Here is a 19537-nt window from a genome sequence, read left to right as displayed (position 1 = left end):
CATTCGAACAGGGAGCACTTTATGTTCAACTCAGCTAACGAGACCCACTTCAGCCTGACGGTTGAGGACTATGTCGGCGACCTGCAAGTGCTGTCGTTCACCGGCACCGAAGGCATCAGCCAGCCTTATCGCTTCGACCTCGAACTGGTCAGCGAGAACCCGGATCTGGACCTGGAAAAGCTTCTGCACAAGCAGGCATTCCTGGCGTTCGATCCGCAGGGCAGTGGCATCCACGGCCAGATCTACCGCGTCGCCCAAGGCGATGCCGGCAAGCGCCTGACCCGCTACAAAGTGTCGATGGTGCCGCAGCTGCAATACCTGCATCACCGCACCAACCAGCGCATCTACCAGCAGATGTCGGCGCCGAAAATCATCGCGCTGATCCTTGAAGAACACGGCATCAAAGGCAACGCCTACAGCTTCCAGCTGAGCCAGCCGTGCCCGGATCGCGACTATTGCGTGCAGTACGACGAAACCGACCTGCACTTCGTCCAGCGCCTGTGCGAAGAGGAGGGCATTCACTACCACTTCCAGCACAGCGACAAAGCTCACCTGCTGGTATTCGGCGACGACCAGACCGTGTTCCAGAAACTCGGCCAGCCCACCGCCTACGTACAAGGCAGCGGGATGGTCGCCGACGAACCGGTGATCAAAGGCTTCAAACTGCGCCTGGAAACCCGCACCAGCCGCGTCACGCGACGCGATTACGACTTCGAAAAACCGCGCCTGCAAATGGAAGCTGCTTATAAGCCTGAAGGCGAGAGCACCGAACCGGATCTCGAAGACTACGACTACCCCGGCCGCTTCATCGAGCGTGCGCGCGGTAAGTTCCTCAGCCAACGCGCCCTCGAACGCCACCGCGCCGACTATCGTCAGGCCGAGGGTCGTGGCGACCAGACCAAACTGGTCAGTGGCCACTTCATGGAAATGTCCGACCACCCGCGCAGCGAGTGGAACGACCTGTGGCTGCTCACCGAAATCGTCCACGAAGGCAAACAGCCGCAAGTCCTCGAAGAAGGCGTGACCAGCGACACCACCGACAACAAGGACGACTTTCACCAGGGCTACCGCAACACCTTCCTCGCCACCCCATGGGACGTGTTCTACCGCCCCGCGCTGGAACACCCGAAACCCCGCGTCCTCGGCAGCCAGACCGCCCACGTCACCGGCCCCAAAGGCGAAGAAATCCACTGCGACCAATACGGCCGCATCAAAGTGCAATTCCACTGGGACCGCGAAGGCCAGGCCGACGACAAAACCAGCTGCTGGATGCGCGTCTCCAGCTCCTGGGCCGGTGACCGCTACGGCGCGATCAGCATCCCGCGCATCGGCATGGAAGTCCTCGTAACCTTCCTCGAAGGCGACCCCGACCAACCCCTCGTCACCGGCTGCCTGTACCACAAGGAAAACCCGGTGCCGTATGCACTGCCGGCGAACAAAACCCGCAGCGTGTTCAAAACGCTTAGCTCGCCGGGTGGTGGTGGGTATAACGAACTGCGCATTGAAGACAAGAAAGGCGCCGAACAAATCTTCATCCACGCCCAGCGGGACTGGGACGAGAACGTCGAACACGACCAGAAGATTCGGGTCGGGAATGAACGTCATGACACGGTGGTGAAGAACACCTACACCGAGCTGAAGGCCGAGGAACACCGCACCACGATTTCCGACCGCAAGATTGAAGCGAAGCTGGATGATCACCTGACGATTGGGCAAAACCAGCATGTGAAGCTGGGGACTGCGCAACTGACCAGCGTGGGGAAAGAGATACACCTCAAGGCTGGGGACAAGATTGTTATTGAGGCGGGGACAGAGCTGACCATTCTTGGGGGTGGGAGCTTTATCAAGCTGGATGGCGGTGGTGTGACGGTGGTTGGGCCGGTGATCAAGATCAATGCCGGGGGCTCGGCTGGCTCCGGCACCGGGATCGGGATTAAACCGCCGGTGCTGCCGGGGGCGGCGGATAAGGATAAGGCGGGGAGTTTGATGGATCAGGCGTTGGGGAATGCGGTGCCTCAGAAAGCTGACCTTCGACCAATGCGAATGATCAGGTTCTCTGGTTGACCGCCAACGGATCAAAAAGGATTAGGTAAAAGTACAAATGACAGAGCCAGTGAAAGTTAAAAAGTGGTCTTACCCAATAAAGATAGGTGGTGCAGGTGGCACAGATCCACAGCAGTATTACGCGGCATTAGCGAAGGCGCAGGATGGTTATTACCCACTTGGCAGCAATGGCTTGTGGCATGGCGGCGTGCATTTTGATGAGGCTTCTGGATTAGTCTCGGCACAGAGCGAGGTTCGTTGCATCGCTGATGGGCAAGTAGTTGCCTATCGGATCGATGACACTTATCCAGCCACGGTATATACCGACCGTACCGCCTTTGCTTCGACAGGCTTTGTGCTGATTAAGCACGTCTTGGAGGTGCCGTCCCCTCCAGCACCACCTGCCGGAGCAGGTGGACCTCCGCCACCTGCTCCAGCTGCGGGACCGATATTGACGTTTTATAGCCTGTATATGCATCTGTTGGACATGGATGGCTACAGGACGAAAACGCCTATATTGGAGCGGCCGTCCTATTGGGTTAATGGAGGCTACCAAGTAAAAGCGGATGTGAAGGATCCCGTCGAGGGCCTGAATGTGCGCGCAGGGCTTCCAGGAACCACGGATTACACCAATATTCTGACTACATTGCCGCGTGGCACAACCGTCACCACGGGAGGCGCGAGTACAGATGGAAAATGGCTAAAAGTTGTAAGTGTGTCGCCGGAAGCTGACCAATCCGTAGCTGTAGGCGGCTGGGTGTTCAAAACCCAAATGAACAGTAAAGGCCCAGATCAGTACCTGATTGGCGAGCTAGCAAAAAATATACCTGCTAATCAGGCCAAGGGGTTGAGAGTTCGTAGAACGGGGTCGACCACCGGCGAGGTTATGTCGATTCTGCCTGCTGGCACTCAAATTGAAATTAGCCAGGAAGGCGCAGTTGGTAACTATCGAAAACTAGTAAAAGTTGTGAGTGGTAATCCAATTCCTGCACTTGCTGCTGATGAGGCTGGCAATATTGGAGGTTATGTATGGTTTCCCTCTCTTGAAACTAAGACTGAGCCCAAGGATATGGGGAAGGTCGTTTTGCTCGATGAACCTGTGACCATTAAGGCCGGCGCATTGGTTGGTTTTGCAGGTCATTATCAAGAACATGATGAAGGAGCACCTCGCAACCTAGTTCATGTGGAAGTATTCACGTGCGATGACATTGAGAAATTTGTTTCTCTTAGCCAAGGTGCAGCTGCTGCCTTACCAGACGATCAAAAAAATCTGTTAAAGATTCACAAAGATACGAAGCTAATTACTCATCGCCCAGATATAAGTGCGACCAATCCACCACAAGCCAACGACGCCGGTGTGGTGATTGGATATGATCTGGTTGTTCCCTCAAGTGTTTTAGAGGCCCTGCCGGATTCAAAAAAAATCAAACAATCTACCACTACCCCCAGCACAGGCAACGCTCCCGCAACTACAAGTACGACTAGATGGTGGCACCTCGAAGGGATACTGGGTGACGGCCAGGGAAATCCCATCAGCGGATGGGTGTGCGATAAGGATTTGATGACCACTCGCCATAAACCGTGGGAATGGGTCGGGTTTAAATTTATTGAAGAGACTGGCAGTAATGCCGATCACCTTTCTTCATTCCTTCATGATCGCGATATGCTCACAGAGGAAGAAAAAGCTACCTTCGTCCCCTTGGCTAGTAAATCTACTAAAGGGCCAGTAAAGGAAGGGTTGTTCGATGTTATTGATTCTGATAAGAACAACAAACTGACATCTACTGAAATCCAGGCAGCACTTGCGAAGCCTTGGTTCGCGCAATCTATATCCCAGCTTATTACTAAGTGCGAAAGTGAGTGGTTCTATAATGCGGCGAAATGGGATGCCCTAGATGAACTAATGGGGCATTCAGCGGATCGTCCGAACTTGGATTGGGTTGCGCAAAAGCAGCGAATCAATTCGTTGTCTTGGTGGAAAGAAGTTGCTGCAAAGGAAAGCCTTAATTCAGATGGAAAAATTTGGCACGTACACGTTGTTGCACTGATAGCTAATTTTGATCGAAAAAAACAATGTGCTTGCAATGCTGTTGTGAAAGTTACCAGATACCATGGTCGTTATGGTCCAGCAGCTTGGGGAGATGGAAAATTGGGGGACGCTCCTCAATGGGGCGCTGTAGAGGCCGCTAGTAACGTATCAGCTTTTGAGAAAAAAGTTATTTCCGTCATGTGTGAAAATGAGGGGAAGGTGAATACTGTTCAAGCGTATGACAGTGAAATAATATCTGCAGGCGCAATGCAAAAAACTGTCAATATCGATGGTGAGGGCGAGCTTCCGATTCAAATCAAAAATTTCAAAAAACTCTATCCTGAAGAGTATGTAGAATTATTCGAGAATCAAGGCTGGCACTTGGACCTGAGTTCAGATAAACCTAAGCTCTACTATCAAGATTCTGAGTTTTCAAACGGTGAAAAATTTGAGCGGGGGGCGTTGAAGAATAAATTAAGGGAAGGCTGCGGTGAGTTTAATTTTGGACATGTAATTCAGTGTAAGCCAGTAGCTGTTTTGTCTTGTGCAGTAGGATCGCCTGAATATGTAGAACTTCAAATCTCAGAATTTGTTGAGCGCTTGAGAGATGTTCGTGTCAAGTCGATAAGTACGTATAGCTTTAATGTTGGGCAGCTATTTCTGTCAACACTTGGCTTAGCTACCGTTTTAGATGAGCATGTCAATCGGCCTGGAAACGTGGGGGCAAATTTGAAAAGTGCGTTAAACAAGTTTTTTTTGCAGAACCCTACTGTAAGTAAAGACTTGGCAACCTGGGGTAGTAATCACGCACTCTATGAGCGAAAAATTACCGATATTTATGGACCTAATCGGGTCGGTATGACGGACCCATCAGATCGATATGATAAGTTGAAGGCGGCGGTTAATGTTCAATAATTTCTTGTTCGCGGTTTTGGCGTTGTTAGCTATTGAGCCTAGTTATGCTGAGAATTCAAGTTTAGGAATGTTTGGCATAAACAATAGCAAGCTAAGCTTTACGGGGTATAACGAAAGATTTGGAGGGTGGAGTGAGGTTGAGTTTAAAAACTCTAAAGTTGAATTCAAGATTTACGCGATTCCTACTAAGACTGATAATTCAGAAGAAGGAATTGTGGCCAGTTCTGATGTGAGCATGATGTCTCCTCAGAAAGAATATTTGATCGTTCAAAGAACCAATGCTGGGGAAGTTATTGATGGGGATGGTAATAAAAAAATTTCCTCTCAAGCGTACTGTGACGTGATATCGCTAGAAACAGGTTGTGTTAAAAATATTGGCTCAGTGCAGCAGTGTGATGGTGCTTGGCAGGATGAACGGTGGAAGGACTCTACAGGAGATGTTTTTGACGCTTCTACAGGAGGGGTTCCACCAAGTCGATTGATTTCTAACGTGGCTGGAGTTACCGAAAGTGAATCTCGTGCTAGTGCATTAAAAGATTATGTTTTTATGGGAGTTCCTTCATATATGGCATGTTACCCACCGGAAAAAAGTATTCCAGCATATAACGATGTCGCGTTCTACTTTGCGCAGGGTGGTGAACACCTATTAGCAATGCAAATTTATGAGCGTCTACTTCCTCTTGCAGGGAATAGGGTACCGTTGAAGCTTAATGTGGCAGATTCGCTCTGGGCGCTTGGTAAACACGAAGAAGCAAAGGGCTATTACGTTGATTATCGTTCGGCGATGGCAAAGAAAGGCCTGCTGGGGAAAATGCCCGCGCGAGTTGCAGAACGATTGAAGTAGATGGGGGTGATATGAGGCGTAGTGGTCGTTTTACTTATGAAAAGAGACAGTCTTTTATAGACTGGCTCCATAGGCGAAATGGGCACGTAATAGGTTAGTAATTATTCGAACAAAATGGTTTGTTTATGAGAGGGCTTACAAATTACTTCAAGCTCTGCGCCTAATGATCAGTGGAGTTGGGTAAGGCCACGTTTTAGTAATGACCAAAATCGTGGCCTGACTACGGCTTTCCTTATTTTTCATTTTTTGCTAGTTTGTTTATTTTGAGATATACACAAATGGTTCGACTCCTGATGCTTTTGCTATTTATATATAGTGGTGCAGCAAATTCCGCATCAATAGAGCATAAGCTAGTGTGCAAGGAGGAGGGGGGTAACGAAGCAGTTGAATTGGTACTTTCTTTCAAAGAAGAATTTTTTACCCTCTTGGGTTCTGATCGTGGCTGTCGGTCTGAGTACGTCTATAGAGTAGTGTCAGGTGATTACAGCGTGCCTTTTATATTTTCTTATCCAATCAGTGATGATATGGGACTCAACGCTCAAGTCATGATTTTTGCTGCTTCTGCTAATGACGGAGTGGCTCACTATATTGGATCTATTCCCGCAAGCGCTTCTGAGTTGCAGGATGGAAGTTTTAAAGATATTCAGCAGTCAGGTGGCTCAATATACGAAAGTATTTACCGTATAGAAGGTCAGGAGGTTTTGACCTTGACGCCAGGCAAAGAGTTGATGATTTCTGATGAGCAGTGTGTTTTCAAAGAAAAAAGCGGTGGTGCGTGCCAGAAAATGCGAGGTAGTTTCATAAAGCCTGTTTGCGTTTTTAACTATGGTGACCGCAAGGTTCTCGCCGATGTGAAAGAATGCGCGGATATGAGTGAAAGCCTTTAAACCTATGGAAAGCGGGGACGGACTTTCAGTTGGTTCTCAATCCGCCCCCTCGTTGCGCTTACGTTTTCGCTTCCTGTCTCGCCGCTATCAACTCTTCCAGATGATCCAACGCACGTTCCACCATGAGCTGCGCGCCATCGGAAATTCGACTCAGTGCCAATGCCACCGAGCGGTTCGAGCCTTCGACATCGTCCGCTAATTTGGCGGCGATGGCGCTGATGGACAGCATGTCTTCGGAGGCGTTGGCTAGGAGGGCTTCAGAATCAATGCCGGTGGAGATGGTGAAGAGTCTGCCTTTACGGCGTTTGGATGGTTTGTCGTTGGTAGGTGGGAAGTAATGGGCGAAGGCGCGGTCGGCGGCTTCTTTGTCGAGCTGTTCCGTGTCGAGGGATTGTTCGGCGGGGGGGCCAGCGTTATCTGGCGGGTTGGGCGTCACCTTGAACATGGGTTTTTCTCCGTCTGTAGGTAAGGAGCTACCACCGTTCGCTTGCACGCGAATAAGGTGGCAGCTGTGCGCAGGTGTGCAAGACCGGGCAGACGGACCCGGCAGATCGCTCTCGAAAGAAAGATCTCCCACGCACAGCCGCCATACAGTCGGTAGCGCGAGCAGGTATATACCCGATCAGCGACCAATGACGTTGCGTGTCGTCTTTTACCCGGACTTGCACGTCCGTGTCACCGTTTTTTGCGGTGACAAATCAAGGTTAGCGGTGAATGCAAGAGGTGGATAGTTCATGGATGGCTCGGCGTCTTGCGGGAAATGTCCGACGAACATGACATCCGTTTAGTAGGAAACGGAAAAATCGTGACTTCTGTTTAAGTGGTTGCGACACAAAGAGGATTGGTCTGACAACAACGGCTTATCCACGTAACCGACGCCTACCGATGACAGGTTTTTTGTGGAGAAAGTCGGGAGTGGAACAGCAGTGAACCCGACTCTCATAAGGAAATGAACATGAAAAAAGTACTTCTTCTGCTGGTCAGCCTCTTTCCGCTGATGGCGCACAGCGCAGTCACTACCGAATCACTCTGTTTTGAACTCTCGCAATCCAGCCCGGTAAAGTTCGAGCTTCGTACCTACTACGACGAAACCAGCAAATGGTCTGGTGGCTTTGTGAAGTACGCCAAATCCTATGAGCCCATTTCCATTGTTCTAACGGATTCAGAAAACGAAACTCTCGACCCGGACGCCCCTTGGCGGCACACCAGAACCTGGTCTGAAGTCGTCAACGGCAAGGTCACGGGCACTTATGAGTTGATGACGCAGGGCTCACAGATCGTCTCGATGTCTTACACAAAGCAGTCCAACGGTAAGGCTTACAGCTTCGGAATTAGCACCAGTGTTGACTCCTCTCCGGAGTCCGGATGCAAGTGGGAGTAGGGCGAACACATGCAATTCAAAACTCTAGCGGTATCACTGCTCGGCCTGATGTGGACGATCCCGGCGTTAGCCGAAACCACCACGATCAGCCCAGCCAAAGGCGTTGAAGCGACGCTGATTCTCGAAAGCTCCAAGCTGAGCATCGCGGTTAAAAGTGAAACGCACAGCGAGTCGCGAACAATCGATTTTGAAGCCGAAAACGAACTCCACATGCAGTTCGACGATTTCAATTTCGACGGCGCCCAGGATTTCGCAATCTGGCAGCTCGATGACGGCATGGGCACTTACCACTACTACCGGGTGTTCATTTACCAAGTCAAAACCGGCACCTTCGAAGAGTTGCAGCCGGACTGCGGCGATGGCTTCTTTAACCTGCGCGTCGACAAAAAACGTAAAGCGTTGCTCAGCACTTACTGGGAAATGAACATCCCCAAGCAATGCATCACCCGATTCACCAAACGCAAAACCTGAATGACTCAAGGATGAACACAGTGAACCGTTTTGTTTTTACCCTGCTGGCCATGCTGCTGCCAGTTTCAGCGGTCTATGCGCAGGATGACTGCAGCCAGGTCACCTCAAGTCTGGAAATGGTGCCTTGCTCGGAGGCGGCGAAGCAGGTTGCCGATGCGCAGTTGAACGTCAGCTACAAGCAGCTGATGACGCGGCTTGAATCTGACTATCGAACAGATCCGGTGTTGGGCGCGGAGTACGCGGCGAAGGTCAAGGAGTCGCAGCGTGCGTGGCTGAAATTGCGCGATACGAATTGTCCGTTGGAGGCATTCGAAATCGAGACGGGGATGCCAGCGCATGTGTTCGCCGTCAACTCGTGTATCGCCAGAATGAGTCGCGAGCGTTCGGCGTATCTGGACAAGATTGCGCCGGAACAGTCCGCGCATCTATCCGATAAAGGCAATGCCAGCGACGCTTGTCCATCCGAGGATTTCTTACCGTTCCTGGCAGTGTTTTCTGCCGATATCGAAGCACAGCGCCGGCTCACTGCGTTTACCGTCAAATCGCTGGTATTAAAGCCAAAGGCCGAATCGGGTCGTTTCGAACCGGTGACCACGGGCGAGAAGGGGGCTGGGTTGGCCTATCCGTTGATGGCGCCTATCGAATCTCGCAAAACCCCGGGTGTTGTGATTTGGGAATACGACGACAGCCATTCCACTGTTGTGGATCGACGCGCCGGTTGGAGCAACGTCAAAGCCTTCAACTTTTCCCGGCAGGCGTGTTGGGTGCTCGAGGGTGTTGAAGACTGGTCGATTCGGGAAAAAGACCTGGTAGCGGCGAGCACGCCGACGATGAGCAAGAAAGAAAGTTTCTGTTTCCAGCGTGCCGAGGCGTTCGAAGCATTGGGTGCGCCGGAAGACCAGCCTCGCACCGTTGAGTTGTTTGAGGCCACGCTAGAAAACTTATTATGTGCAGCGCACTCCGGAGACCCACTCGCCAGTTATAAAGCAGCCATTCTGAGTCTCTCGGGCATGGCGCCGCAGGTGCCGACGGATACTTTGGAGTCACTATTCAAAGCAGCGGCCACCACTTTGCCGAACGGTGCGATGGGGCTTTCCGAGTTTTACTGCGACGGCAACGAGCTAACATTTGATGGTCCCTGCAAAAATCCTGCGCTTGCAGAGCAGGCACTGATGGGCGCCGTGAAAATGGGCGATGCCAACGCGATCAGCAAGTTGGGATCTACCTTCGCGAGCGGCGAATGGGGTACCAAAGATCCATCCCGAGCCATGGCCTGTTATCAACTGGCTCTCGCGAAGGGTAGCGAAGGCGCGAGTTTCGGTTTGGAACACTTGAAGAAAAACTCCACCACGCCAATCAAACCCAGCCACTGCTACTGACAACCCCCGAAACCCCAAGCTTTTCCTTTAAACTCCCCACCCCCAAGGAATGCGCTCAGGACACGGAATGCCAGCCCCCTCGACCTCGCTTCGCACCGCGCTAGTGCTCTGGCTGTACGCCGCCGCGATCGTGCACATACTCGCCGGTCTCACCCTGACCTGGGCCGGGCATTCCGGTTTACTCGACGGCTATCTGCAAGTTCTCGAACTGGCATTCTGGGGCGCCGACGCAGTACCCGCCGCCGGCCACGAACAACAGGTCTGGTGGCTCGCACTCTTCGGTGCGACGCTGCAAAGTTATTCGCTGTACATGCTCGCGCTGGTGCACATCGGCAATCGCTCGAAAGCGCCGATGGTGTGGGGCTGGTTGATCGCCGGCATCCTGTTATGGGCGCCGCAGGATATGTGGCTGTCAGCGCAACAACAGGTCTGGTCGCACCTGTGGCTCGACGGTTTTGCGCTGTTGCTGCTGTTGCCGCCGCTGGTCTGTCTGTATCGCCATGACCGTCGAAAATCCCCTCGAGTAAAGACTCAGAGCACGTCCAACCCGTTTGCCGGCAGCGCCCACAAGCGTGTGCTGATCACCGGCGGTACCGGGTTTATTGGTGAGGCCGTGATCAACCAATTACTCGACGCCGGCCACACTGTGAGTGTGCTGGCACGTGATCCGTTAAAAGCAGCCAATCTGTTCGGCGGTCGCGTTCGCAGCGTGCAGTCCCTGAGCGAACTCAGCCACGATGAAACCTTCGATGTGGTGATCAACCTCGCAGGCGCGCCGGTTGCCGGCCCACGTTGGACTCCGAAACGTCAGGCTCAACTGCTCGCCAGCCGAGTCGGCACAACCGAAGCACTGATGACCTGGCTGAAGAACACCAAGCACAAACCAGCGCTATGGATTCAAGCCTCGGCCATCGGCTACTACGGCGTGCGCGATGCCAGCGAAAGCCTCGACGAACACGCCGGCAAGGGCGACGGTTTCATGGCTGAACTCTGTGTGCGTTGGGAAGCCGCCGCGCAACCGGCCACCGAGTTTGGCGTGCGTCAGGTGGTGCTGCGCCTCGGCGTGGTGTTCGGCCCGGGCGGTGCGTTGACACCGTTGCTGATGCCGTTCCGTCTGGGCTTCGGCGGGCGCATGGGTGACGGTCGGCAGATCATGAGCTGGGTGCATCGCGACGATGTGCTTCAGGTGATCGCGCAGGCCTTCAACGACGACATTCTGTGTGGCACCTACAACATGGTCGCGCCCGAAACGGTCAGTCAGGCCGCGTTCGCCGAGCAGGCCGGCAAAGTCCTCAAGCGCCCGGTGTGGTTCCACATTCCCGCTGCGCCAGTGCGTGCTATGGCAGGGGAGATGGCGCAGTTGTTCTTCGACGGTCAGCGCGTGGTGCCGCAGCGTTTGACCGAGGCCGGCTACACATTCCGTTATCCCACCCTCGACGCCGCTCTGCGCGATCTGACCTGAGGATCGTCCATGAGCAAGCCCTTGATGTACCTGCTGGCCGGCAACGGCAGCGCCGCCGATTGGTGGGACGATGCGTTGCCGCACTTTCAGCGCTACGACGTGGTGCCGCTGGAGTTGCCGGGCTTCGGCGCCAATCCGCAGCCACCCTGCGAGGATCTCGCGGCCTACGCCGAGACCTTGCTGGCGATGACGCAAAAGGGCAGCGCGATCATGGCGGTCGGGGTCAATGCTTTGCTGGTGTTGCATGCGTTGCAACGGCGGCCCGGGCACTTTTCGCGCAGTGTTTTGCTGGCGCCGGTCGGGGCGTTTTTGTGGCAGCGGCGGCTACCGGCGCTGATGTCACCACTGCCAATCCGCAAGACCATTCACTGGCTGCTGTCGAACAAACCCACGCTGTTCGCGCGCAAGTTTTCCAATCAGACCTGGACGCCCGCGCAGTACCAGCGCATGGGCGCCGGTTATGCGCGCTGCCGGGCATTCGTGCCGCACTGGGATCTGGTGCGGGCCGACACCGCGCTGCCGCTGCTGGAGTGGATCACCGATCCGGTCGAGCTGGTTTGGGGCGATCAGGACAACGTGCTGGGCATCGAGCAAGCGGCGGCGTGGTCGGCGATTCTCGCTCGCGCTGATCTGACCATCAGCCTCAAACCCGGTTGGGGTCACTACCCGTGGATCGACTCGCCCGCGCAGTTCGCGCAGTGGCTGGAGTCGGGCGAGCGCGGGTTTGTTGCGCACACCAAGGGCGGGCGTTTGCGCTTGGCTGAGCTGGCCCGGCAACCGGTGCCGGCGGCACTGACGCTCAACGATTGCGCTGATCCGCGTCTGCCTGCGTTTCTCGCCGCCCAACCCGACGTGACCTGGGCGGTGCGCTCCTCCAGTTACGGCGAAGATCAGGCCGACTCGGCCAACGCCGGGTTGAGCACGACTTTCCTGCGCGAGCCGACCGCCAACGTGCCAACGCGCATCGCCGAATTGACCGCCGAAGGCGTCGAGGAAGTGGTGGTGCAACGCTTCATCACGCCGGTAGTGTCCGGGATCGCTTTCGTGCGACATCTCTCGGTAGAACTCGAATGGGTTGAAGGCCATCTCGAATCGCTGGCCGACGGTCACGTCAGCCCTTCGCGGGCAACGCTTTCGCGGGTTGGCGATGCCTGGCGTAGCGGCGCGTTCACGCCATCCCACGGCTTGACCGAAGACCTGCTCTGGCGTTTCTTGCAAGACGTATTGCGCGTATTCCACTACGTGCCCGGCGACGTCGAATGGGCCTGGGACGGCTCACAACTGTGGCTGCTGCAATACCGGCCGATCAGCGACTACGGCTGGCGCCGGCACCTCACCGCCGCGAACATCGCCGAGATCCTGCCGCCGCAACCGAGCGTTTTTGTCGAGTACGCTCAGCGCCGCGCGGCGGCGAGTATCCCGGCGATCATGGCGCGGTGGGATGCGCGGGTGTTGCAGGACAACGAGCCGTTCACTGCCGTGTTCGGCGGCGCGTCCTACATCAACAACGACCTGTTCCTCGCCCGACTCGCCGACTGGGGCATCAGCGCCAGCAACTACGCCGGTGAAGTCGGCGGCGCGACCCCGTATCTGCCGTGGCAACCGCTGAAAGTGCTGCGCTCGTTGCCGCTGTTCCTGCGTATGCAACGCATCGCCCGAGGTCATCTGCTGACCCTTGAGCGTGGTTTGCAGCGTTTCGATCAGGAGTTGACCGACCTCGTCGCCCAGGGTGCCGACGGCCAGCAACTGGCGGACTGGTTCACCCGGTTTTACGTGTTCGTGGTGCAAGGCAATCTGTGCATCGCCACGGCACTGGCCAGCAGTGGCGGCGACTGGCTGGGCCGCCCGCCGACCGCGTACGACAACCTTGAAAACAGCCCGCATCGTTTGCCTTGGGAGACCGACCCGGCCACCCCTCGGCCAGCGGCGAGCGAATTGCCGCTCCAGCCATTCCCACAATGGTCACGGCTAATCCGCCTCGCCAACGCGACCGGCCTGCCGGGCCTGCGCGGTTACTACCTGCAAGTGCGAGAGTGGTATCGCGACAACCTGATGCGCATCTTCTTCCGCCTGCACCACGCCATGCCGCTGGCGGATCGCGAGCACTGGTTCGCGCCGCATCCGGACGTACGCAGCCGCGACGGCAGCTTCTGGCAGGACGGTCGCGAAGGTGCGGAGCAGGCCACCGGATTCATGATTTATCCGGGGCAGGTGCGGGGTGTTCTCGGGAAGGACATTTTGCTGGAGGACACGCTTGATCCGGGACGTCATGCGCACTATCAAGCTGCGCGGGCGGTGATTGCGCGGATGGGTGGGCGGTTGTCGCATGGCTCGACGCTGTTGCGTGAGTTGCGCAAGCCATCGGCGGTGATGCCGCAGGTTGATCCGGCGTGGGTGGGGTGTGAGGTGGTTTATCGGGATGGGGATTTGGAATTGATCAATTCGAAGGATATGAAGTGAAACGACTGCTGATGTTATTGATGAGCTGTATGCCAATGGCTGGCATGGCGACGGATCTGTGCAACGAGAGTAGCGATACCAAGAACTTTCTCTCGCAATGGATGGAAAGTGCAGATCGAAAGATTGATGTGCATTCGTCGTTCTACGACGGTCATTTTTCCCTGGAAAAGGGCAAGGTCGTGTATCAGGGTGACCTTAATGGCGACGGCCAGGATGACTTCATTTTTCTCTCATATTCAAGTCACGGCTCAGCAGGTGATATGACGTATGCCTTCCTGATCCAGTGCCGCGGTTACTTGAAACACACGGGCGGTGATTACTTCGCCGGGATCAAGGTACTGGACGGTCCGCCTAGGAACGGCGGCGATGTAAAAGACATCGAGATCTACTCCTACATCCGCGATAAGCGCGGCCAGATCCGCTACAAGGGCAAAGAGGCCATGACCCGAACCCATCTGTGGCAATTCAACCCGCAGACAGAGCGTTATGAAGGGCAGTCCGAGTAAGTCGACGGTCCCCACTGCATTTACGGAGTTACTACGTGAAAGGATTTTCGATTGTTCTCGGCAGCTTGATATTGGTTGCCGCGTCCATGGCTTTCGCCGCCGATCCAACCTTCAAGGATTACACCGTCTCGCCCGTTTTCACCGGCCCCAACCATAAGTTGGTTCCGCAAGAGAACAGCAGCCCATTGATGGATCAGGCACGGGTGCAAGTCCTAAAAGGCAAGGTCAACTTTGCCGGCCACTACATCCTGAACAGACTCGGCTGTGGCGGCAGCGCCATTTGCGGCGAAGTGCTGGATGCCCAGACCGGTGAGGTTGTTGGCGGTCTGCCGAATGCTTACGACGGCAGCACCTTAGGCATGGTCTACCAGCCCGACAGCCGCTTGATCATCGTCTCCGGCATCACGCTCGACGGCGAAGAAGATGCGCAGGGGAATTCTTTGGAAAGTGGTAACCGGGACCGTTACTACGAATTTGTGAACAACGAATTCCGGCTGCTGAGCATGACCGACGTGGAATCGTTGCCGATGGATGAGGAGTGAGTGGATGAACCGTCTTCTCGCGGGCAGTATTTCGCTCCTGCTCTCTCCGCCAGCTCTCGCCGCGCCTTCGGACGCCTTTACTCAGCGCGATGTCATGCAGTGCGGCGGTGTTGAAGTGGTGTTGGTGTCGTCCTGCCGATCGGTGACGGTGGATGGTGCGCAAACCCACGTCATCCCGGTCTGCTCCGACCAGACCATCAACATCGGTAGCAAAGTGCTTCGACGCGATATCAGCAAAGTTTCACAACTCACTTCCGACGGTGCGAAGACGAAAATGTTGAGCAATGTTGTTGTGGGGATGGATTGCGTGGAAGGCACCAAGGGCAGTCTTGTTTCGATAGGCGGATATGGCGGTTGTGGTGCCTGCGCGGAGTGGCATGGGTATTACTCGACAGCAGGGCGATTGGAGCAATACAGCTTCGATAATAACCAACGCTCTTTTGGCTCGAAGGGATCTCGGGAAGAGTTGATCAAGGCCTATGGCGTTACGAAGAGACAGTTAATGTCAGAAAGCCCGGCGGTGAAGAGGATCGTCTATGGCCAGCCTTAAATGGGTGTTGATGATCAGCTGCCTTCTTGCCGCCACAAGTGCCCTCGCCGAGGACCCGCCAATAGTCGGTATCGATGGGCACTCCGTGACGTTTAGAGCGACAAAATGGACGATGCCCGGTGTGGATTCGGCGACCGCATGGTTCACCGCCAACGGCAAAACCTTCCCGCTCTTCAGTGCTGATGTTGGCGCCGATGGGCACTCGGATTGGCTCAGTCCTGACAATAAAACCTTATTGCTCGACCCGGTGGTCTTCGGCATGTTGTCGGACGAGAATCAAGAAGAAAAACTCGTGTCGCAACAGCATTGCGATGTGATCTCCATGGAAACCGGTTGCGTGCTGGCCGAGCGTTCCCCTCGTTTTTGTCTCGGCAAATGGGTGGGTAATCAGTGGTTTTCGGAAGATGGTGAAGTCCTTACGCCTATCCTGGAAACGGAGTCCCCGAAGGAGTGGTTGAAATATATCTCGACCATCAAAGCTGCGCAGTCCCGCGCAGAGTCCATCGAATCGAGCCTGAACTTTCTAAGTCCAGAGTCCTACATGGCGTGCCATCCCCCGGCGCAAAATGTTCAGGCGTACAACGACCTGGGTTTTTATCTGGCCGAGGGCGGTAGAGATGAGTTGGCACTTAAGTTTTATCGCGGCGTAGAGGCTGTCGGCAAGCGCACGGTGCTGATGCTGAACATGGCTGATTCGCTGTGGCGACTTGATCGGCAAGAAGAAGCGCAGCGTTATTACCGCGAGTACCGCGACGCGATGAGTGCCGCCGGTAAAGCGCAGAAGATTCCGCAACGCGTCGTTGAGCGATCCGAAATTCAGGGACTGAAAGAGTGAATATGTTCTTCCGCTTTATCGTGTTGAGCCTTGGGCTGCTAACCACTTCATACGCACTCGCTGCCCCACAAGTCCTGAAGGAAATTCCGGCTAGCTTGCTGGGTGATGCATCACGGCAAAAGGTGTTTGTGCTGGCGGGCGATGCGGACGAAGTTTCTAACCGATTGTTGATTGCGCCGGAACAAGCGCGTGACGAGGACATCTTGCTCGATACGTCGAAGGCGCTGCCTCTGATCAAGAGTCAGTACTCGTCTGCGCTTCAGGGTGTATTCAGCGTTCATGTACTCAAAGGTCGCCCTGGCGTCATGACTGTCATTGATCCGCAGGCTGAGGAAGCTGTGGTCAAGCAGCCGTTCGTTGAGGCCGGGGATTACATCGCGCTGGTAACCAGCGAAGAAGATAACGCGGTTTACAACTTCAACCTGTTGTTCGCCTTCAATAGAATTTCAAGGCAGTTTGAGCTAAAGCAAATATTGCAGTTGGTTAACAACGAGTATTGCGATCGCTCGCTCATCAGCGTGGCGGAGTTGCCGGTGCGGACATTGGGCTCTATCACTTTGGCGTCCTTCGATGGGTTCGAGGCTCTTCAAAAGCTGCGCGCTGCGAACATTAGCGGACCTCAGGACGGTTATAGAAAACTCATGACAGTCTATTCGGCGGACCTGCTGGATACGGCGCTGGCGGCGTATCGGAAGGGTGACAGCAGGTCTTTCAAAAGAGTGATGAGTGAGGCACTGATGGGCGATGACTCACATGGCGCGTGCTCTCCGGAGAGTTATATCACCGGAAAGTACTACTTCCGACAGCATCCTGGCTGGTCCAACGACCTTGGTTTTCTACTCGGCGAAGCGGGTTACTACGTAGAGTCCATTGAACTGTTGAATGCGGTAATTGCACACAACCCAGAGCGGACGGTGGCTTACCTGAATCTCGCAGATAGCTATTGGGCTATGAACGATAAAGAGCGAGCGGTGCCGGCGTACAAGCAATATGCATCGCGTATGTCGGAAGCGGGAAAGGCTTCGAAGATCCCGGCGAGGGTGGTTGAGCGCAGTGTTGGCGGATCCGGATCATGATCAAACTCAAGACGTTCTTTGAGCTGATCGCGGGTGTTTTTTTGGCTGCTTCGCTGGTTCCAGCGCATGCGCAGGAAGCCTGCAATCCTGACAGCTTTACCAATCGCGATTTGATCATCTGCGGTCAGCAGACTTTCGAGAAAGTCGATGCAGTCTTGAATGAGCAATATAAGAAAGCGCTGGCCAGTTTGGCGCCTGCGGAAAAGATGCAACTCAAAGACGTGCAGAAGAAATGGGTGCGCTTCAAAGAAGGGTTTTGCGAGGAGATCTATCAAGGCACGTTCCCGGGTGCTGAAGCGCCGATTGATAGGCTTGGGTGTCTGGTGCAAACAACCAACGCACGTTTGGGAGAGTTGATTGCTCTGCAAACCGGGTTACCGCTGGACGGTTTTTACAAAGCCGCCACGGCCATGGCTGGGCAGGACCGGGAAAAAGGACTGGCGACTTCGATGGAGCGATTGGGGGGAGCAGCCTTCGACGATCCGCTTTGGAAACAATACGCTGATGGGCACTGTGAAATGGCTGGTCGGCTGTTTCGTGAAGACTTCGCTTATTGCATTGTTCGTATGCGTTTTCAGTTGCCTATGAATCGCTGATGCAATGATTGGTTTAAAAGCGTTTCCTGCGTTTTGTTTACCTGTCCGCTGACAGAAAAGGACTCAATATTCCCTTGTAGTTGACTTGTTATTGGCGGCGTCGAGCCTCCAACATCCAGTCAAATTTCGAGACCCGAGAGGTTTCCATGAAAAAGTCAAAACATGAACCAAAGCCTATGATGGCTGCCCGGTTCCAGGCTGAAGCTCGTGAAGTTTTGGCCAAGCGCTCTGGTAATAAGCGCAGCCGCTTTCTGGATGTTGCTCTGTCCAACGGCAGTGATTTCGAGCCTGTTGGTCGACTGGCCGGTTGAAGGTTTCGGATTCTCAAAAAAGCTGCCTGATTGGCAGCTTTTTTGTGTCTGAATTTTTTACAGACAGTTGCAGAAAGGGGACTTAACGTCCCCTTTTTCCATCCGCAAATCCCGTTAAGGTTTGGCCTTCACACTCCGCACTTCTATGTGATCAAGCATCCCTTCGACCATCAACCGCACCCCATCCGCCATTCTGCTAAGGGCCAGCGCGACCGAGCGGCGGGAGCCGTGGAGGTTGTCAGCCAGGTCGCAGGCGATGACGCTGATGGACAGCAGGTCTTCCGAGGCGTTGGCCATGAGGGCTTCGGCGTCGGTACCGGGGGAGAGGCTGAAGAGGCCGGTTTCGCGTTTGGGGCGTGGTTCGACGGCGGGTTTGAAATGGTGGTCGAGGGCGCGCTCGGCGGCTTCGTGGAATTTCTTTGAATCGGGAGACGCGTAGGGGGAGGTTGAATCAGCGTCGAATGTTTCATCAGTCATGGGTGTAAATCCTGAGCAGTTAATTGATTTTCCCCGAATACGGACTTGCACATCCGATCACCGATTTTGCGGCGACACACAGAGCTTATCGATAGCCCACCCGTCCGCCTAGTTCATGAACAGCCCGGCTCTTTGCAGGAAATTTTCCATAGGTTTACGGGGTGGAAGATCAAAAGATCGCAGCCTTCGGCAGCTCCTACAGAAATGTGTGTAGGCGTGTGTAGGGAAGTGTGACTTGGTAGTCATCGTGCTAGAAAACGGCGGCATCCTCTTCCAACGTTTACCAATAGTGGCGTTATCGCTTGAAGCCGTTACACTCCCCCGGCCGTTCATTTTCCTTTTGAGGCTGTGCGCATGAAATTTCGTTTTCTTCTGTGGATGATGGGTTTGTTGATGGGTAAGGCCAGCCGGACAAATCCCGCGTTCCAGCAGCAGTTGGGTGACAAGGATCTGGTGTTTCAGATGCAGACGCTGGATGGGAAAGTGGCGCGGCATTTCGTGGTCAAGGATCAACGCATCACCAGCAAGTCTGGGGTGGTGGCGGAGCCGGCGTTTGCGATTGCGTTTAAAGATGCGGGTTATGGCTTTGCCACGATGCAGGCGAAGAACAAGCAGTTGGCGTTTATGCAGGGGATTCAGGACAAGTCGATCCAGATCAAGGGCAATCCGGCGCTGGTGATGTGGTTTCAGGGGTTGATGAAGTATTTGAAGCCGAGGAAGGCCAAGCCAAAAGCCTGAGAGTAGAAGGGTTTTTGTGGCGAGGGGATTTATCC

Annotated in this window: 19 protein-coding genes; 17 read left to right on the top strand and 2 right to left on the bottom strand. The window is 54.5% G+C overall.

Going from position 1 to position 19537, the window contains the following annotated elements; genetic code table 11:
• The first annotated feature begins 21 nt into the window (after window positions 1-21).
• The 4 genes from ICA16_RS12220 to ICA16_RS12205 all read left to right on the top strand — a co-directional run bounded on the left by ICA16_RS12220 (window position 22) and on the right by ICA16_RS12205 (window position 6718).
• Window positions 22-2064 (top strand): type VI secretion system Vgr family protein, encoded by a 2043-nt coding sequence (locus ICA16_RS12220; RefSeq protein ID WP_210553345.1) that lies wholly within the window; start codon window positions 22-24, stop codon window positions 2062-2064.
• 49 nt (window positions 2065-2113) lie between these two features.
• Entirely contained in the window at window positions 2114-4987 is a 2874-nt protein-coding gene (locus ICA16_RS12215) for a hypothetical protein (protein ID WP_210700691.1), read from the top strand.
• Window positions 4977-5831: a tetratricopeptide repeat protein gene (locus ICA16_RS12210; protein ID WP_210700690.1), complete on the top strand. Its 855-nt coding sequence runs from the start codon at window positions 4977-4979 to the stop codon at window positions 5829-5831. The genes ICA16_RS12215 and ICA16_RS12210 overlap by 11 nt, the downstream gene beginning before the upstream one ends.
• A gap of 293 nt (window positions 5832-6124) precedes the next feature.
• On the top strand, window positions 6125-6718 hold the full coding sequence (locus ICA16_RS12205) for a hypothetical protein (protein WP_210700689.1): 594 nt from the start codon (window positions 6125-6127) through the stop codon (window positions 6716-6718).
• 58 nt (window positions 6719-6776) lie between these two features.
• On the opposite strand, the gene ICA16_RS12200 is transcribed toward ICA16_RS12205, so the two are convergent.
• A complete protein-coding gene (locus ICA16_RS12200; protein ID WP_210700688.1) occupies window positions 6777-7163 on the bottom strand; it encodes a DUF6124 family protein in 387 nt (128 codons plus the stop codon).
• Between the two features lie 510 nt (window positions 7164-7673).
• Between ICA16_RS12200 and ICA16_RS12195 the strand changes: the two genes are divergently transcribed.
• The 12 genes from ICA16_RS12195 (at window position 7674) to ICA16_RS12140 (ending at window position 18287) form a co-directional block, all read left to right on the top strand.
• Window positions 7674-8099 carry a hypothetical protein gene (locus tag ICA16_RS12195; RefSeq protein WP_210700687.1) on the top strand — a complete coding sequence of 142 codons (426 nt, stop codon included), beginning with the start codon at window positions 7674-7676 and terminating at the stop codon, window positions 8097-8099.
• Between the two features lie 9 nt (window positions 8100-8108).
• Window positions 8109-8570, top strand: a complete 462-nt coding sequence (locus ICA16_RS12190; RefSeq protein ID WP_210700686.1) for an XAC2610-related protein — start codon at window positions 8109-8111, stop codon at window positions 8568-8570.
• A gap of 20 nt (window positions 8571-8590) precedes the next feature.
• A complete protein-coding gene (locus ICA16_RS12185) occupies window positions 8591-9949 on the top strand; it encodes a lysozyme inhibitor LprI family protein (RefSeq protein ID WP_210553352.1) in 1359 nt (452 codons plus the stop codon).
• Between the two features lie 67 nt (window positions 9950-10016).
• The gene (locus ICA16_RS12180) at window positions 10017-11411 is read left to right on the top strand and encodes a TIGR01777 family oxidoreductase (protein WP_210700685.1); all 1395 of its coding nucleotides are present in this window, start codon (window positions 10017-10019) and stop codon (window positions 11409-11411) included.
• 9 nt (window positions 11412-11420) lie between these two features.
• Window positions 11421-13871 (top strand): PEP-utilizing enzyme, encoded by a 2451-nt coding sequence (locus ICA16_RS12175; protein WP_210700684.1) that lies wholly within the window; start codon window positions 11421-11423, stop codon window positions 13869-13871.
• Window positions 13868-14377 carry a hypothetical protein gene (locus ICA16_RS12170; RefSeq protein ID WP_338049925.1) on the top strand — a complete coding sequence of 170 codons (510 nt, stop codon included), beginning with the start codon at window positions 13868-13870 and terminating at the stop codon, window positions 14375-14377. Before ICA16_RS12175 ends, ICA16_RS12170 begins: the two co-directional genes overlap by 4 nt.
• 86 nt (window positions 14378-14463) lie before the next feature.
• Window positions 14464-14919, top strand: a complete 456-nt coding sequence (locus tag ICA16_RS12165; RefSeq protein WP_210700801.1) for a hypothetical protein — start codon at window positions 14464-14466, stop codon at window positions 14917-14919.
• A gap of 4 nt (window positions 14920-14923) precedes the next feature.
• Window positions 14924-15469 carry a hypothetical protein gene (locus ICA16_RS12160; protein WP_210700683.1) on the top strand — a complete coding sequence of 182 codons (546 nt, stop codon included), beginning with the start codon at window positions 14924-14926 and terminating at the stop codon, window positions 15467-15469.
• Window positions 15456-16304, top strand: a complete 849-nt coding sequence (locus ICA16_RS12155) for a tetratricopeptide repeat protein (protein ID WP_210700682.1) — start codon at window positions 15456-15458, stop codon at window positions 16302-16304. Before ICA16_RS12160 ends, ICA16_RS12155 begins: the two co-directional genes overlap by 14 nt.
• A 2-nt stretch (window positions 16305-16306) precedes the next feature.
• Window positions 16307-17380 carry a tetratricopeptide repeat protein gene (locus ICA16_RS12150; RefSeq protein ID WP_210700800.1) on the top strand — a complete coding sequence of 358 codons (1074 nt, stop codon included), beginning with the start codon at window positions 16307-16309 and terminating at the stop codon, window positions 17378-17380.
• Complete coding sequence (locus ICA16_RS12145) at window positions 17377-17976, top strand: lysozyme inhibitor LprI family protein (RefSeq protein ID WP_210700681.1); 600 nt, start codon at window positions 17377-17379, stop codon at window positions 17974-17976. The genes ICA16_RS12150 and ICA16_RS12145 overlap by 4 nt, the downstream gene beginning before the upstream one ends.
• A 146-nt stretch (window positions 17977-18122) precedes the next feature.
• On the top strand, window positions 18123-18287 hold the full coding sequence (locus ICA16_RS12140) for a hypothetical protein (RefSeq protein ID WP_191626489.1): 165 nt from the start codon (window positions 18123-18125) through the stop codon (window positions 18285-18287).
• Between the two features lie 114 nt (window positions 18288-18401).
• Here the strand turns inward: ICA16_RS12140 and ICA16_RS12135 are convergent, their stop codons facing one another.
• Window positions 18402-18764: a DUF6124 family protein gene (locus tag ICA16_RS12135; RefSeq protein ID WP_210700680.1), complete on the bottom strand. Its 363-nt coding sequence runs from the start codon at window positions 18762-18764 to the stop codon at window positions 18402-18404.
• 354 nt (window positions 18765-19118) lie between these two features.
• Here ICA16_RS12135 and ICA16_RS12130 point away from each other — a divergent pair, with 354 nt between their 5' ends.
• Window positions 19119-19502: a helicase gene (locus ICA16_RS12130; protein ID WP_150595957.1), complete on the top strand. Its 384-nt coding sequence runs from the start codon at window positions 19119-19121 to the stop codon at window positions 19500-19502.
• Window positions 19503-19537 lie beyond the last annotated feature (35 nt).

This window comes from Pseudomonas anatoliensis, assembly GCF_017976235.1.
GTDB classification, from domain to species: domain Bacteria; phylum Pseudomonadota; class Gammaproteobacteria; order Pseudomonadales; family Pseudomonadaceae; genus Aquipseudomonas; species Aquipseudomonas anatoliensis.
This window is presented reverse-complemented; position numbering and strand designations above follow the sequence as displayed.

Bases quoted from the DNA above. Each gene is read 5' to 3' on its own strand.
- ICA16_RS12220 (WP_210553345.1), top strand. From the start codon at position 22: ATGTTCAACTCAGCTAACGAGACCCACTTCAGCCTGACGGTTGAGGAC.
- ICA16_RS12210 (WP_210700690.1), top strand. From the start codon at position 4,977: ATGTTCAATAATTTCTTGTTCGCGGTTTTGGCGTTGTTAGCTATTGAG.
- ICA16_RS12205 (WP_210700689.1), top strand. From the start codon at position 6,125: ATGCTTTTGCTATTTATATATAGTGGTGCAGCAAATTCCGCATCAATA.
- ICA16_RS12200 (WP_210700688.1), bottom strand. From the start codon at position 7,163: ATGTTCAAGGTGACGCCCAACCCGCCAGATAACGCTGGCCCCCCCGCC.
- ICA16_RS12195 (WP_210700687.1), top strand. From the start codon at position 7,674: ATGAAAAAAGTACTTCTTCTGCTGGTCAGCCTCTTTCCGCTGATGGCG.
- ICA16_RS12190 (WP_210700686.1), top strand. From the start codon at position 8,109: ATGCAATTCAAAACTCTAGCGGTATCACTGCTCGGCCTGATGTGGACG.
- ICA16_RS12180 (WP_210700685.1), top strand. From the start codon at position 10,017: ATGCCAGCCCCCTCGACCTCGCTTCGCACCGCGCTAGTGCTCTGGCTG.
- ICA16_RS12175 (WP_210700684.1), top strand. From the start codon at position 11,421: ATGAGCAAGCCCTTGATGTACCTGCTGGCCGGCAACGGCAGCGCCGCC.
- ICA16_RS12165 (WP_210700801.1), top strand. From the start codon at position 14,464: ATGGCTTTCGCCGCCGATCCAACCTTCAAGGATTACACCGTCTCGCCC.
- ICA16_RS12160 (WP_210700683.1), top strand. From the start codon at position 14,924: ATGAACCGTCTTCTCGCGGGCAGTATTTCGCTCCTGCTCTCTCCGCCA.
- ICA16_RS12155 (WP_210700682.1), top strand. From the start codon at position 15,456: ATGGCCAGCCTTAAATGGGTGTTGATGATCAGCTGCCTTCTTGCCGCC.
- ICA16_RS12150 (WP_210700800.1), top strand. From the start codon at position 16,307: ATGTTCTTCCGCTTTATCGTGTTGAGCCTTGGGCTGCTAACCACTTCA.
- ICA16_RS12145 (WP_210700681.1), top strand. From the start codon at position 17,377: ATGATCAAACTCAAGACGTTCTTTGAGCTGATCGCGGGTGTTTTTTTG.
- ICA16_RS12140 (WP_191626489.1), top strand. From the start codon at position 18,123: ATGAAAAAGTCAAAACATGAACCAAAGCCTATGATGGCTGCCCGGTTC.
- ICA16_RS12135 (WP_210700680.1), bottom strand. From the start codon at position 18,764: ATGACTGATGAAACATTCGACGCTGATTCAACCTCCCCCTACGCGTCT.
- ICA16_RS12130 (WP_150595957.1), top strand. From the start codon at position 19,119: ATGAAATTTCGTTTTCTTCTGTGGATGATGGGTTTGTTGATGGGTAAG.